This window comes from Bacteroidales bacterium (assembly GCA_013314715.1).
Taxonomy (GTDB): domain Bacteria; phylum Bacteroidota; class Bacteroidia; order Bacteroidales; family GWA2-32-17; genus Ch61.
The window spans coordinates 1-15,340 of sequence record JABUFC010000008.1; the positions used below are offsets into that span (position 1 = coordinate 1).

Annotated in this window: 16 protein-coding genes; 15 read left to right on the top strand and 1 reads right to left on the bottom strand. The window is 33.4% G+C overall.

Annotated features, from left to right (window positions below; genetic code table 11):
• The 13 genes from HPY79_02950 to HPY79_03010 form a co-directional block, all read left to right on the top strand.
• Window positions 1–723, top strand: a 723-nt coding sequence (locus HPY79_02950; GenBank protein ID NSW44770.1) for a hypothetical protein, incomplete at its 5' end; no start/stop codon positions are given.
• Between the two features lie 5 nt (window positions 724–728).
• Window positions 729–1,538 (top strand): hypothetical protein, encoded by an 810-nt coding sequence (locus HPY79_02955; protein ID NSW44771.1) that lies wholly within the window; start codon window positions 729–731, stop codon window positions 1,536–1,538.
• Window positions 1,539–1,625: 87 nt separating this feature from the next.
• Entirely contained in the window at window positions 1,626–2,807 is a 1,182-nt protein-coding gene (locus HPY79_02960) for a hypothetical protein (GenBank protein NSW44772.1), read from the top strand.
• Window positions 2,770–3,507, top strand: coding sequence for a hypothetical protein (locus HPY79_02965; GenBank protein NSW44773.1), 738 nt, complete (start codon window positions 2,770–2,772; stop codon window positions 3,505–3,507). The genes HPY79_02960 and HPY79_02965 overlap by 38 nt, the downstream gene beginning before the upstream one ends.
• A gap of 339 nt (window positions 3,508–3,846) precedes the next feature.
• Complete coding sequence (locus tag HPY79_02970) at window positions 3,847–6,426, top strand: hypothetical protein (protein NSW44774.1); 2,580 nt, start codon at window positions 3,847–3,849, stop codon at window positions 6,424–6,426.
• Window positions 6,427–6,428: 2 nt separating this feature from the next.
• Window positions 6,429–6,881 carry a hypothetical protein gene (locus HPY79_02975; GenBank protein ID NSW44775.1) on the top strand — a complete coding sequence of 151 codons (453 nt, stop codon included), beginning with the start codon at window positions 6,429–6,431 and terminating at the stop codon, window positions 6,879–6,881.
• Window positions 6,878–7,435: a hypothetical protein gene (locus HPY79_02980; protein ID NSW44776.1), complete on the top strand. Its 558-nt coding sequence runs from the start codon at window positions 6,878–6,880 to the stop codon at window positions 7,433–7,435. The genes HPY79_02975 and HPY79_02980 overlap by 4 nt, the downstream gene beginning before the upstream one ends.
• 421 nt (window positions 7,436–7,856) lie before the next feature.
• A complete protein-coding gene (locus HPY79_02985) occupies window positions 7,857–8,843 on the top strand; it encodes a class I mannose-6-phosphate isomerase (protein NSW44777.1) in 987 nt (328 codons plus the stop codon).
• 10 nt (window positions 8,844–8,853) lie between these two features.
• Window positions 8,854–9,444, top strand: coding sequence for a YihA family ribosome biogenesis GTP-binding protein (locus tag HPY79_02990; protein ID NSW44778.1), 591 nt, complete (start codon window positions 8,854–8,856; stop codon window positions 9,442–9,444).
• A gap of 17 nt (window positions 9,445–9,461) precedes the next feature.
• On the top strand, window positions 9,462–10,226 hold the full coding sequence (locus HPY79_02995) for a hypothetical protein (GenBank protein NSW44779.1): 765 nt from the start codon (window positions 9,462–9,464) through the stop codon (window positions 10,224–10,226).
• Between the two features lie 155 nt (window positions 10,227–10,381).
• Entirely contained in the window at window positions 10,382–11,299 is a 918-nt protein-coding gene (locus tag HPY79_03000; GenBank protein NSW44780.1) for a 3-phosphoglycerate dehydrogenase, read from the top strand.
• A gap of 12 nt (window positions 11,300–11,311) precedes the next feature.
• Window positions 11,312–12,559, top strand: a complete 1,248-nt coding sequence (locus HPY79_03005) for a DUF1015 domain-containing protein (protein NSW44781.1) — start codon at window positions 11,312–11,314, stop codon at window positions 12,557–12,559.
• A gap of 63 nt (window positions 12,560–12,622) precedes the next feature.
• Window positions 12,623–13,309: a YggS family pyridoxal phosphate-dependent enzyme gene (locus HPY79_03010; protein NSW44782.1), complete on the top strand. Its 687-nt coding sequence runs from the start codon at window positions 12,623–12,625 to the stop codon at window positions 13,307–13,309.
• On the opposite strand, the gene HPY79_03015 is transcribed toward HPY79_03010, so the two are convergent.
• On the bottom strand, window positions 13,296–13,808 hold the full coding sequence (locus HPY79_03015) for a hypothetical protein (protein NSW44783.1): 513 nt from the start codon (window positions 13,806–13,808) through the stop codon (window positions 13,296–13,298). The two genes, HPY79_03010 and HPY79_03015, sit on opposite strands and share 14 nt — an antisense overlap.
• Window positions 13,809–13,923: 115 nt before the next feature.
• On the opposite strand from HPY79_03015, the gene HPY79_03020 reads away from it, so the two are divergent.
• A complete protein-coding gene (locus HPY79_03020; protein NSW44784.1) occupies window positions 13,924–14,820 on the top strand; it encodes a hypothetical protein in 897 nt (298 codons plus the stop codon).
• An 8-nt stretch (window positions 14,821–14,828) separates the two neighbouring features.
• Window positions 14,829–15,293, top strand: a complete 465-nt coding sequence (locus HPY79_03025) for a hypothetical protein (protein ID NSW44785.1) — start codon at window positions 14,829–14,831, stop codon at window positions 15,291–15,293.
• Window positions 15,294–15,340: the final 47 nt, after the last annotated feature.

Here is a 15,340-nt window from a genome sequence, read left to right on the forward strand (position 1 = left end):
ATTGTAGGTGGCGTTTCTGGTTTTGGTGGTGCAATGATTGCATCAGGGAGTTTTGTAATGGCAAATACATTAAGTATTGCTGTCGGTTCTTTTTCTTATTCGTCTGGCATGGCAGGTCTTTCAAGCAAGGCGATACAACCGAGTATAAGTTTAGGATTTGGTTCTTATAATTTTGAAACAGGGGATTTTCGTTCAATTTTTAAGTGGAAAAACTTAAATAAACAAGAAAAAATAGGATATTCTTTTGGTGCATTAGCTAATATTTCTGACATTTTAGCTGGTTTTAATCCAGCTACTTTCGATTATCGTGCTGAAAATGCTCCTGTTGGATGGGGAGACGATAGATCAAAAATTGATTGGGTTTCTCATGCTCAAATAAATGATCTTGCTAAAAATAAACCTGTAATTGATTGGTCTGGTCGGCTTCCTGTTGGTCAACAAAATTTAGCTAGGGGAACTCCTTTAGCCATAAAGGATATTCTTTTTCATAAAACCATAGAAATAAGTAGAGTAAATGCTAAAACACTTTACTGGTGGAAAGATATACTTGAAAAAACAAAATATAATGTTTTTTTTAACAATTGTGCTCAAGCAGCAGCAAGAGGTTTAACTATATCCGGTGTACCAGTATTAAAAATACATCCGTGGTTACTTTGGGGACAATTATATGCAAGATTAATTGGAATTAGACCAAGTTTGTATTCTTATTATATAATGTTCTAAAATGTATGTTAAAAATAGTTTATTTTTTATTATTTGTTCCTGTTATAAATATTGCACAGAATTTAAAAGATTCAGTTTTAGTTTATTACAAATTAGGTTCTATTCCAAAATTTGAAGTAATAACTAACAAAGATGGTAAGTACATTATTGAGTATTATTCTTATTTTAAAGGTTATTACTCAAAAAATAAAGAAATAGCAATAGATAGTTTGAAAGTGGTAAAAAAGAATAATTTCTACTATATAAACAAAAAAAAATATAAGCTATATTCAATTTGTGATAGTAATGTTACTAATTTACGTAATTCATATTCATACTATCAAATGCTATATTCTTTATACTCTGAATTTAATACAAAGTATAAAGAATGTAATTTTAAAGAAAAAATAAACAATTCTTTATCAAATTATGATTATTATAAAAAACTTTGCCCAGAAAATTATCTAAAATTTGAAGAAAATTTTAAAAAAAAACTAACATATTTAGCAGATTCTATATATGAAAACAAAAACAAAAGAATGAAATATTTTATGGAAAATATTGATTCATTAAATCTTAAAATTATAAACAGTTTTTTGACTGACATTGATAATTGTAAAATGGATTTTGAAATTCTTTTTTGTTTAATAAATTATAAAACCGAAATGTTTATAAAAGGGATTAGTAATTTGAGTGAAAAAGACTTTTATTCTTTAAAATATTTATTGTTTAATTTTAGCAAAAATGATAAAAAAGTAATAATAAAAAAAATAAAAGAAACAAATATAGAATCTGACAGAATAAAAGCTTTAATTAAAATTTTAAGGTACCCATAACCTTTGTATCAAAAGATAAAACAAAGTTAAAAAGTTATAGATGGATAATAAAAATTATTTTTTATCTTTACCCTCATAAAACCATCGATGCTACATCAGCCAAAAAATATTACTACTACTTACAACGAACTGGTAGTTTATTATTGCAATAGTACAACTGCATATCAGTTTTTACAGCATACAGCGATAAATTCGTCAAACACTAGTTTATACGACCCAGCCCTTGCCCGCATGCTCAGCCCCGATAACTACGTGCCCAACCCCCACAACCCACAAGCGTATAATCGATATAGCTATTGCCTCAATAATCCACTGATCTACACAGAACCGGACGGAGAATTTATACAATACATAATCGGAGCAGTAATTGGAGGATTTGGCGGTTATATGATGGCTGATAATTTGAGATACAAAGGTTGGGATAAATTTTGGTACACATTAGGTAGATCTGCAATTGGGGCTGCTACTGCAGGCATTGGTACTTCTGTTACAAGTTCTGCTGGTATTGTAGCTGGGGGAATTGCAGGGGGAGTTGTAAGCGGTGCAGGTTTTGGAACTATGGGTGGATATGCGGCAGGATTAAGAGGTCAAGATTTATTTAATGCTGGATTTACTGGGATGTTTAGAGGAGCTATTGCAGGAGGAATGGGAAGTATTGTTGGCGGTGCAATAGGTGGAGGTTGGGGTGCCATAGCAGGTGGTGCAACCTCAAATTTAACAGGTCTATTACTTGCAAATGATTTTTCTTTCCAAGATGTAAACTGGACTTCTGTTGGTATTAGCGGAGCAACATCTTTAGGTATTTACCATTTGTCATCATATGTAAATTGGAGAAGTGAGGTTAAGAATCAAAATTTCTATGGTAGAAGTATCAAGTATAATCAATATCTTAGAATGCAGGCATCATATACACGTGGTAAATTTTGGGGTTCTGAGAGAGCAGGGGGTGGTTTTTGGCTAACTAAAAATGGTATATCCAGACAAGGAGTTAGTTATGATCCTGAACATGGAAATGTAGTAAGGTTTGATTTTTCACAGAAACCAAGCGATGCATGGGCAACATTTCATCCACATCCATATAATGAAAATCAAGTTGTTGGTGACAATCTGTGGCATAGTAGTTATGATATTACAAATGTCGGAACTACGAATTTTTCATCGTTAATTATAAATAAATTAGGTGCAGAATTAGTTACACCTATTTCAACAAATCAAATTAATTTTTGGAACTATGGTAAACCGTATTATATTTATAATTACCCTTGGTAATAGTGCGTTCAATATGCGTATGCTCAAAGTAATAACATTACAAATTGAAATAATCTTAGCTTGTTCTACTGTTTATGCTCAAAATACAGAAAAGAGTATGAATAATATTATTGACACTTCTATGTTTTTTTACCCAAGCAAATATTTGTTAGATACAATAAATATGTTTGGACATAAAAAAGATAATGAATTTTATAAAATACGGGAAAAAGATGCAACTTTGAAAAATTCCTGGTATTCGGAACAACTAATAAAATTAAATGAGCCAAAACTATATAATGAATATTATTATGAAAGTTATAGGTTTACATGGTTTGGATATCTAAAAACTTCTCACAATCCAATTTCAATAAGAATAGAAAATCAGAATGGAAATATTTTTTTAATCACCAAATATATTTGCAGTAAAGGTTGTTCAAAGAATAAAGGGTTAATAGTAAATGATACGGTAAATATAGAAAAAAAAGAATGGGAAAATTTTAAGGCTAGAATTGATAGTATGAATTTTTGGAATATTCCACCAATAGAAAAAACAGAAATAGTAATTATGGATGGTTCTACATGGATATTTGAAGGGAAAAATGACAAATTATACAATATGGTTCATCGTAGTTGTGGGAAGAAAAAAGAAATCGGAGAGATATGTTTGTATCTTTTAAAATTGAGCAATTTAAAGATTAAAAATAAAGATATATATTAATATCCTCAGAACTTCACTTTCCCCTCCAACAAATCTTTCATGCGTTTTCCCGTGAGCATTAAAGAAATAATTAAAACAATTGTAATTTTTGAAAAAAAAAAATTTACCTTTACCCTCCCAAAACCATCTATGCTACATCAGCCAAGAAATATTACTATTACCTAAATCTGTATCGAACTTCAATAAATTATATTTCTTATAATTTTTGTAATCTCCTTACGTTTTTATAACTTGCAAGCTTTATGAAACCTCTGTGCATCAATATTCAAAAAATACAAAGAATATAGCTAAGCAGTAAGGTTTCGGCTTATCATAAAAAAGAAAAATGGCTGAAAAATAATGAAAGCGGGTAAAGTTATTAAGCGTTTTTTTCTTGTTTTGCTTCTGCTTATTCTTTTTGTAGTGGCAACAGGAGTCGTTTTAACTTTTATTTATAGCGACGAGATAAAACAATTTGCCATTAAGCAATTAAACTCATATCTCAATACCGAAGTGCAAGTCAAGGAAATCGATTTTTCAATCTTTAAAAAATTTCCAAACGCCACGATTATATTAAATGATGTTGTCGTAAAATCGAGCCAAACGTATAATACCAAAGATTTTAAATTAAATACCGACACCTTGCTCAAGGCTCAAACTATATTGTTACAATTCGATTTGTGGGATGCATTTCATAAAAAATACAATTTAAGGGCTATCCAACTCGAAAATGTAAGAGCTTTGCTCTGTTATGACAAAAAAGGTAAAAATAATTTTACCATTCTTAAAGAAACACCAGAAAGTTCGAGCGATAGTTTTGCACTACAACTCGAAAAATTGAAATTTATAGAAACCAACGTTCGCTTTCTCAATGCTTCCAACGATTTTGAACTGGAAGCCTATAGCAATGATTTAAAATTAAAAGGCGATTTTTACAAAGACGATTTTACCCTTAGTACCAGTGGAAAGATTGGTTTAAAAAAGCTTATGATTCAAAAAGTGAATTACTTAAAGGCAAACGAAGCCAATATCAGCGTCGATGTTAAAGTGCACAACAACCAATTTGCTATAAAGAGCGGTAGCATTGCTTTGGGCAAGATTAACTTATCGGTATCGGGCACATACGAAACCAACGACGAGGCTGATGCCATTGTTCTAAAAATTAGTGGAAAAAAACAATCGCTGGCCGATATTATTAAAAGTTTGCCCGATAAATATCAATCATATTTTGAAGGTACTCAAGCCGATGGATATGTCGATTTTAGTGCCGATATAACGGGTGGCATCAATTACAAAACCAGTCCACGCATTAAAGTAAATTTTAAACTCAACAATGGACAATTAACTAACAACGCCACTAATGTTAAATTGTCGAACCTTATTATAAACGGGAGTTTTGATAATGGATTAAAACAAAATTTAGAATCTACTTCGTTTACCATCGATACCTTCTATACCGTTATGAACGATAGCACTATACAAGGTAAATTTTCCATTTTTAATTTTTCTACCCCATTAGTAAAGCTTAAATTGCAAGGTAGCCTTAATTTGGCACAGTGGAAGTCTTTGTTCAATCTCGATACATTTCAGGTTTTGCAAGGCGCGGTTTCGTTTAATTTCGATTATTTAGGCAAGATTAAAAATCTATCGAACATTACAGCCTCCGATTACCGCAATGCCATGGTTAAAGGGTTTATGGACATTAAAGATGCGGCCGTGCAATTACAAAATAACCCTTATCTTGTTCAACATGTAAATGGTAAATTTTATTTTCACAACAACGATGTTCAAACCGATCATGCTTCGTTAGAGGTCAATGGCAGTCAAATTCTTTTAAAAGGATTTTTAAAAAATCTAATGGCATTTTTGATGCTCGATAACGAAAAACTCAATGCCACCGCTCAACTTAATATCGATAAACTCAATTTAAATAATTGGCAATCCGATGAAAAGAATACAAAGGGAGGCATTGCGCTGCCTTCCAATGTTTATTTAATGGGCGATTTGGCAATAAATGAACTTACTTACAACAAGCTGGTTGCTAAGCAAGTACGAGGATACATAGAACTCAATCCGTCGGGTTTATATTGCAGCAACTTACAATTCAATACACTCGAGGGCTCGTGTGTGTTAAGTGGTAGAATAAGTATGAATGCCTTGCACGAAATAACCTTACAATCAGAAGTGAAATTTAACAATATCAACATAAAGAAAATGTTCCAGGCTTTCGATAATTTTGGACAAACCTTCTTAACCGATAAGCATTTACAGGGAAAACTCAAAGCCGATGTGCCTTTTTTGCAAATGAAATGGGATAGCGCTATGAACGTTATCGATAAAGATATATTATTAGATGCCAACATCGAAATAAGCAATGGACAATTGATAGAATTTGAGCCTATTTACGATTTAGCCGATTATATTGAACTTTCAGAATTAAAGCAGATAAAATTTTCAACTATTAAGAACGATATTTCAATTAAAGATCGTAAAATTATTATACCCAATATGGAAGTCAAAACCAATGCGTTTAATATCGAAGTTAGCGGCGAACATACGTTTGATAATCAAATGGAATACAGACTTAAATTATTGCTTCGTGAGTGGCTTGCCAACAAAGCCAAGAAAAATAAACCCGAAAATCAAGAATTTGGTATCGAAGAAAACGATGGACTTGGCTCTACAGCCTTGTATTTAATCATAAAAGGAACAAGCGATAAATATAAAATTACCTACGACTCTAAGAAAATGAAAGAACAGGTTAAAGAAAGCCTGAAAAAAGAAAAACAAGAATTGAAAACCATTTTACACGAAGAGTTAGGATTTTTCAAAAAAGATTCAGCATTTATTAACCAGCAGAAAAAACAAGTTGAAGTTAAGAAAACAAAATTTAAAATATCGTGGGATGAAGATAATCCAGAAATAGATAAAAGTGAATAATTATGAACGAATTAGATAAAAATATTGTACATTTTATAAAGAAACATCATGTGTTCAACTTAGCGGTTTGCAACCATGAAAAAATATGGACAGCTTCGTGTTTTTATGCTTTTTGGAACGAAAAAAATGCCTTAGTCTTTTTATCGGACGATGAAACTCAACATGCTAAAATGATGATGCAAAACCCCGTTGTGGCAGGAACCATAGCCCTCGAAACGCGAATAATTGGCAAAATTCAGGGGTTGCAATTTACCGGCATGGTCGAAAAAGCCGAAAATGAATCGTTGGCTATGGCAAAGAAAATATATTACAAGCGTTTTCCGTATGCACTGGGAACACAATCTACCTTTTGGATTTTAACCTTGCACTATGCCAAACTAACCGACAATCGTTTGGGCTTTGGAAAAAAAATTATTTGGCAACTCAATAAAACCGAAAAACCAATATTAAAATGAGCTTCCGACAAATAGTATTCATCGTATTGGGACTTATAGCTACAAGGGCTATGGCTCAAGATTTTATTACCGATCCAAATGCAACTAAGGTGCCCGAAAAAAAAGGCTTTCAGTTCTCACGTATGTTCTTTGGCGGCGATTTAGGTTTTCAGTTTGGCGATTATACTATTATCGATGTATCGCCCTTGGTGGGTTATCGATTTACCGACCGTATATCGCTGGGGACGCAGATTAAATACAATTACATTCACGTTTCGTCGTACAATCTTTCAACATCTATTTATGGAGCCTCGGTTTTTTCTACTTACAATGTAACCAAAGCTATTTTTGCCCGTGTGGAGTACGAATGGCTGAGCCTCGAAACAAAATATTTCAACCCCGGTATTTATTCCAAGCAAGACCGCTTTTCGCTCAACAACGTTTTAGTAGGAGGAGGTTACCGTACACCCATAGGCGAGCGTAGTTACCTCAACCTTATGATACTATGGAACCTGAACGACAACCCCTTAAGCCCTTATCAAAACCCCATTATTCGTATGAATGTGGAGATATAATTGTACGCAAGGCTCCGAAACGAAAATAATGAATGGCTTTCCGCCCTTGTTGGTGTTTTCACACCTGTTGTCATCGTTTACTCCATTTCTCTCCAAACTCTCCAAGGTTTCTTATACACTTTCTATCGAAGACTTTGCAGAGTAAGCTTCACCCCCTGTCATATTTACGAGCGAACGAAGTGAGCTCCACAACAAGCTCACACGTGGGTGGGGTTTAACCCAGATTACGCATTAGAAATGCGTAAACGATAAAGTGTTTGTAATCAATTCCTAAATTGGAATTGAAACAATCACTAAATCGGGATTATCCCAAATAAATCAAGTAGTTCGGCTCATACTTCACCTCCTATTGATTAATTTGGGTTTAACATTTTTTTCTTTGGCTGTTAATAAATTATTCATTAGGTTTGCATAAAAAAATATGCTGTATCCGCTTACATTCAAACCCATAATTGTAGAACGAATATGGGGTGGAAAAAAGTTGCAAACACGCTTAAGCAAAGATATAGGTAGCCTCGAAAATGCTGGAGAATCGTGGGAAATCTCTGCAGTAGAAGGTGCAGAGTCGGTGGTTGAACATGGTATATTAGCTGGGAACAATTTAACCGAATTGACCGAGGTCTATATGTCCGATTTAGTTGGCGAAAAGGTTTACGAAAAATTTGGCGAAGAATTTCCGTTGCTCATTAAGTACATCGATGCGAATGATGTGCTATCTATACAGGTACACCCTAACGATGACTTGGCAAAAGAACGACATCACGCATACGGAAAAACCGAAATGTGGTATGTGATAGACGCAGAACCCGATGCTTATATCATCTCGGGCTTTAACCACGATGTTACCCATGAAGAATATTTGGCTCACCTCGAAGCAGGCAATGTAGATAAGCTAATGAATAAAGTTCCGGCTAAACCGGGTGATGTGTTCTTTATTCCTGCGGGTCGCGTACATGCTATTGGTAAGGGAGTTTTACTCGCCGAGATACAACAAACTTCCGACATTACCTATCGCATATTCGACTGGAACCGTGTCGATAAAAATGGCAACCCACGCCAACTTCACACCGAAGAAGCATTAGATGCCATCGATTTTAAGGCAACCCACGATATTAAAATTAGTTATCAAACTCGAATCAATCAATCTGTAACACTGGTGTCTTGCCCATATTTTGTAACTAATATTCTGCATTGCAATCAAACCATTCAAAAAGAATACATTTGGATCGATAGTTTTAAAATTTTAATGTGTGTTCAAGGAGAAGGAATAATACAATATAATGATAAACAGGTTCACTTTAATATAGGAAGCACCATTTTAATACCTGCAACCATCGAGGAAATAACCATAATACCCAAAACAGAAACAAAAATATTAGAAGTTTTTATTGACCATAAAAATAACTAACTTGATATATATGATAATACGTTCGGCAGAATATATCAAGAGTTGTACTTCGTACAAAAATAAACCAACGGGTAATAAGCCTGAATTTGCGTTTATTGGCAGGTCAAATGTTGGCAAATCTACTCTTATCAATATGTTGGTTAATCGCAAATCGTTGGCACGTACTTCTAATAAGCCAGGGAAAACGCAAACATTAAATTATTATTTAATAAACGAGCAATGGTACTTAGTCGATTTGCCCGGTTATGGTTTTGCTAAAGTATCTTACGAACAGCGACAGAAGTGGGATACCATGATAAAAGAATATATAGTAAAGAATCATTCGCTGTATGGTGTGTTTATGTTAGTCGATTCTCGTATCCCATTACAGCAGAGCGATATGGAATTTATGCTTTTTATGGGCGAGCAGCAGGTGCCCTTTGTTGTGGTTTCAACTAAGTGCGATAAAATAAGCCTTAAAGAAATTAGTAAGCATAATAAAGAATTAAATGTTTTTTTTGATACTTATTGGGAAGAGCACCCTATACATATACTATCAAGTTCTGAAGAAAAAAAAGGTAGAGAAGAAATTCTAAATATTATTGAAAACGCACTGGGATAACAATCAAAAGCTGAATAATGCTCGAAAGACTTTATCATATCGCCGATAAAATTGTGCAACGATATTTTTTACCTATAAGCATTACACTGCTTATTCACTTAATTTTTTTTGGTATTCTCATTGTTCTTGAAATGTCAAAACCCCAGGTGAACCAAAGTCCTGAAATTATTATTGAATTTCCAACTGATCAAAATGAGCTTTCAGAAATACTACAAAAACCGGCAGAAAAACAAGAAATGACCGATAATCAAAGCGAGGAAGTAAAAAATGTAGAAAAAAACTTGGGTGAATCGAATAAAAGTTTTCAGGATTATTATCGCGAAGCAAAAGATTTATTAGAAAATGGCAAACCCAAAGAAAACTTTAAAGCAAATGATTATAACGATCAGCGTTGGCTAATAAAAGATTATAGCAAAGAAACACCCGATATCGAAGATTGGAATAAGCCCAATACTCAAAAAAATGATAATAATTCACACAATTCAAATAGTACATATGCTGGTAATGCCATGGTTAGTTACGATGTTGGAGGTCGTAGAGCAGTCCGATTACCCATACCAGCATATAAATGTTTGGGTCACGGTAAAGTTACCATTGAGATAGGAGTTAATCAAAAAGGCTATGTTATTTCGGCACGTATTGTCGATGCCTCTTCTACACTTAGCGAAACATGTTTGCCCAATGCCGCACTCGACGCTGCTCGTAATAGCCGTTTTATGCCCGACGATAAAGCATCTTCTAATATAAAAGGGTACATATATTATACTTTTATTGCACAATAAAAATATGGCTTTACTAGCTTTTTCTCTTTATGTTTTAAAACATTCTAAAAAATAGAATATGAGTATGGTCAATTGAATTTTTATCTCTAATTTTGTCTAAACTAAAATCTATATTATTCTGTATTAGTACCATTGAAAATATAAATAAAACGCCTATGAAAGTATTAGTTGCCACCGAAAAACCTTTTGCAAAAATTGCCGTTGATGGCATTCGCAAAGTTGTTGAAGAAGCTGGTTACCAATTAGCTCTTCTTGAAAAATATACCGAAAAAAGTCAATTATTAGAAGCGGTAGCCGATGCCGACGCTTTAATCGTTCGTAGCGATAAGGCAACTGCAGAAGTTATCGAAGCAGGAAAAAAACTTAAAATTATTGTTCGTGCTGGTGCCGGTTATGATAACATTGATTTGCCAGCAGCTACATCCAAGGGCATTGTTGTAATGAATACCCCCGGACAAAACTCTAATGCTGTTGCTGAATTAGCTTTGGGCATGATGGTGTTTATGGCTCGTGGACAATTTAAAGGAATATCTGGAACCGAACTTAAAGATAAAAAATTAGGTATTCATGCATACGGTTATGTTGGTAAAGCTGTTGCTACTATCGCTAAAGGATTTGGTATGGAAATATACGCCTTCGATCCATTTATTAGCGACGATGTAATGATAAAAGATGGTATTAAACCCGTTCATTCAGCCGAAGAATTATATCAAACTTGCCATTATGTATCACTACATATTCCTGCAAACGAAAAAACAAAAAAATCGATCCATTACGAATTACTTAAACTAATGCCTAAAGGTGCTACATTAGTAAATACCGCTCGCAAGGAAGTTATTTGCGAAGATTCGTTAAAGAAAATTTTTGCAGAACGCGACGATTTTAAATATATCAGCGATATAGCACCCGATTGTCATCAAGATTTAGTTCAATATGAACCTCGTTATTATGCAACCCCCAAAAAACAAGGAGCTGAAACAGCCGAAGCCAATATTAACGCTGGTATAGCAGCTGCAAAACAAATTGTGGCTTTCTTTAAAAATGGAGATAAAACTTTTCAAGTTAACAAATAAAACGGAGAGATTATGGCTATATTGAAACCTTTTAAAGGACTGCGTCCACCTAAGACAATTGCAAAAGATTTAGCTGCACGTCCTTACGATGTATTAAATTCAAAAGAAGCTCGCATTGAAGCTCAAGGTAATCCTTACTCTTTGCTTCATATTACCAAACCCGAGATAGATTTGCCAGAAGATATAGATGAACACGACGAACGGGTTTATGCTAAAGCCAAAGAAAATTTTGAGCTTTTTAAACAAAAAGGATGGCTTGTTCAAGACGACGAAGAATATTTGTACATCTATGCCCAAACCATGAATGGCAGAACCCAATATGGTTTAGTAGGATGTGCTGGTGTTGACGATTATTTAAATGGGGTTATTAAAAAACACGAACTTACACGTAAAGACAAAGAAGAAGATCGCATGAAACATGTACGCATTACGGATGCAAACATGGAGCCCGTATTCTTCGCATATCGAGCAGTACCCGAAATAGATGCAATTGTCGAAAGTATAGTAAAAAATCAAGAACCAGAATACGATTTTACAGCCGATGACGGCTTTGGACATCATTTTTGGGTTATACGCGACCAAAATATTATTCAAAAAATAGTCGATTTATTTGCAAAAATACCATATACTTATGTCGCTGATGGACATCACCGTACTGCTGCAGCTGCATTAGTAGGAAAAGAAAAACGCGAAAAGCATCCAAATTATACAGGCAAAGAAGAATTTAATTATTTCTTAGCTGTACATTTCCCCGATAATCAACTCAATATCATTGATTATAATCGAGTTGTGAAAGATTTAAATGGACTCACACTAGCTCAGTTTATAGATAAAATAAAAGAAAAATTTGAAGTTGAAGAAAAAGGAACCGAAATATATCGCCCTGCCAAACTTCATAACTTTTCGATGTATCTCGAAGGGAAATGGTATTCGCTCAATGCTAAACCAGGCACCTACAACGATAACGACCCCATTGGAGTTCTCGATGTAACCGTACTTAGCAAATATGTTTTAGACGAAATTCTCGGTATTAAGGACCTAAGAACCGATAAACGTATCGATTTTGTGGGCGGTATAAGAGGATTAGGGGAATTAAAAAAACGTGTCGATTCTGGCGAAATGAAAGTAGCTTTTGCACTTTATCCGGTTACAATGAAGCAATTAATTGATATTGCCGATACAGGCAATATTATGCCACCTAAAACAACATGGTTCGAACCTAAGCTGCGAAGCGGTCTTGTTGTTCATGCATTAGAATAAAAAAGATTTATTTTTAATAAATATTGTAAATTTGTCCCCTGAAAATCAGGGGACAAATTTTTTATGAACACCATTCAACATAATATAGAGCAATTAATTAAAAATATTCCGACCAACGTTAAAATTATTGCAGTATCTAAAACTAAGCCCATCGAAGCTATCAATGAGGCAATAAAAGCAGGTCAATTCTATTTTGGTGAAAATAAAGTTCAGGAATTGGTTCAAAAAGCTCAAGCCATTATGCATGATAAAATTGAGTGGCATATGGTGGGGCATTTGCAAACGAATAAGGTTAAGCTTTTATTGCCACATGTAACCCTTATTCATTCCGTCGATTCGCTAAAATTAGCCAAAGAAATAAACAAAGAAGCACAAAAGTTAAACAAAATTATACCTTGCTTATTGCAAATATATATAGCCCAAGAGGATACCAAGTTTGGACTTTCAGAGTTAGAATTGTTTAATCTACTTCAATCGAACGAGTTTCAATCTTTTAAAAATATTCGTGTTTTAGGATTAATGGGTATAGCAAGTAATACCGATGATACAAAAATTATTGAAAATGAATTTAAATACTTACGAAAATTATTCGAAAAACTTAAACATCATAATAGCTTATTAAATTGCGATTTTAAAGAACTGTCTATGGGAATGTCGGGCGATTACAAAATAGCTATCGAGCAGGGTAGTACAATGGTAAGAATAGGATCGGCTATATTTGGTGAACGCCAATATGCTAATAAGAATTGATTCTATGTTCTAATAATAGCATAAGTTCTTTATAGAGCGATTGAAGCATGGGCGAAATATTATTTTCTGCATTTTGTAATACCTTAATACATGCTTCAACTTGTTGTTGATTGGCATTTTCGATATTCTCTTCAATAACTGTAAATGCCTCAAGAGCTATTTCATACGAAGATTGAGTGAATAATTCGGCAAAAAAATCTAAATACGAAGAGTAATTAAGCCCATTTTCCCAACAAACTCTTATTAATTCAGGGTGTTTATTTAACGAAGACAAAGTTTTAAGACTTTGAACTAAAATATCGACTCCGTTTTTTTGCTTCATATTTGTTAACAAAAAAATGATAATACGATTTATGTCATCATCATTTTGCTCATACAAATGCAGAAGCTCAGGAATAAGTTCCACAAAACGGTGTTGTTCAAATTCTTTTAATCCTTCAACTATTTGTTCTTTTACATTAGAATGTAAGAGTTTTTTTATACTTTCGGCTTTGGTCATAAAAAATATTTTTGCAAATCTCCGAAAAAAAATCAAAAAATATTTTTCTAATGAAAAAATTATTATTTTTGTGCAATGTAAATTAAAAGAAGAATATTTTAAAACTATGATTAATATGAAATTTAAAAACAAGATTTTTAGTGCTTTAGCTGTTTTAACGATAAGCACTATGATGATTTCATTTATTGGCTGTAGTGGCGATAAATCAAACGAAGAAGGTCAAACTGAAGATTCATTAAACACAGCTGATGAGTTTAATAAGGCAAAACAAGTAATTTACGGTATACCTTCGCCCATTGAAACAGCCATGTTAATGAAAAGAGCTGGTGCTAAATATAATCAAGACTTTTTAAATCCACTCTCTAACTTAGGAAACTATACTACTACCAAAAGTATGGCACTAAATTTAGGTGTTTATAGCGCCGATTTAAGTTTTGCCAGCATGTTCGATCAATCACAAGCAAGTATTAAATATTTGTCTGCTACCAAAAAATTAGCCGATGATTTAGGAATTCTTAATGCGATTGATAAATCTATTATTACTCGTATGGAAAATAATATAAACAATCGCGATAGCGTTATGGAAATTATCAGCGAAACATTTATGAACTCTAACTCATTTCTTAAAGAAAACGACCGTGGCGAAATTGCTGCTATAATTTTAACAGGTGGTTGGATGGAAGGTTTATATATTGGTACACAAATTGTAAAAAATACAGCATCGAATAAAGAACTTATGGAACGCATTGCCGACCAACGTTTATCATTAAATACGCTTATCAGCCTTTTAAATGAATATAAAAACGATGCTAATATTCAATCGATACTTCCAGATATGGAAAGATTGAAAAAAGTATTTGATAAAATACAAACTTCATCATCCAAAATGGAAGTTGTTGAAAAGGATGGAAAGAGCATTATTTCATCTACTTCAGAAGTAAAATTTACTCCTGAAATTTTCAATGAACTCGAAAAAACTATTTCAGAAATTAGGTCTAACATTATTAAATAAAGGGAGCTATGAAAAAGATTTTAGTATCAACTGCAATTATTTTAAGCCTAGTAGCTTTTACCAATGTAGCTTCAGCTCAATGTAAAAATTTTGCAAAGAAAATTTGTAAGCTCGAATTGCTCCCTTATGTACACGATGGTATATACAATGCTACCGTATTAAGCGAAGGCGAAACCGCAGAATTGTATAAAACATTCTATGCTGGACAAGAATACAGAGTTACCGTGTGTGGTGATGAAAATTTACCCCCAGTCCAATTCCAAGTTCTCGACGCAGAACGCAATGTTTTATACGATAATAAAAAACATAATTATGCCAAAAGTTGGGATTTTAAACTCCAATCGAGTAAACAACTTATAATTTCGATTCAGGTTCAAACATCGGATGAGTTAAACGATCAAATTCTTAGTGGCTGTGTTGCTGTACTTGTAGGTTTTATGAACGTTGAAAATTCATTCGATCAAAATAAGTAAATAATATCAAAGATATAAAAAAGGGCTGTCTCAAAAGAGCAGCCTTT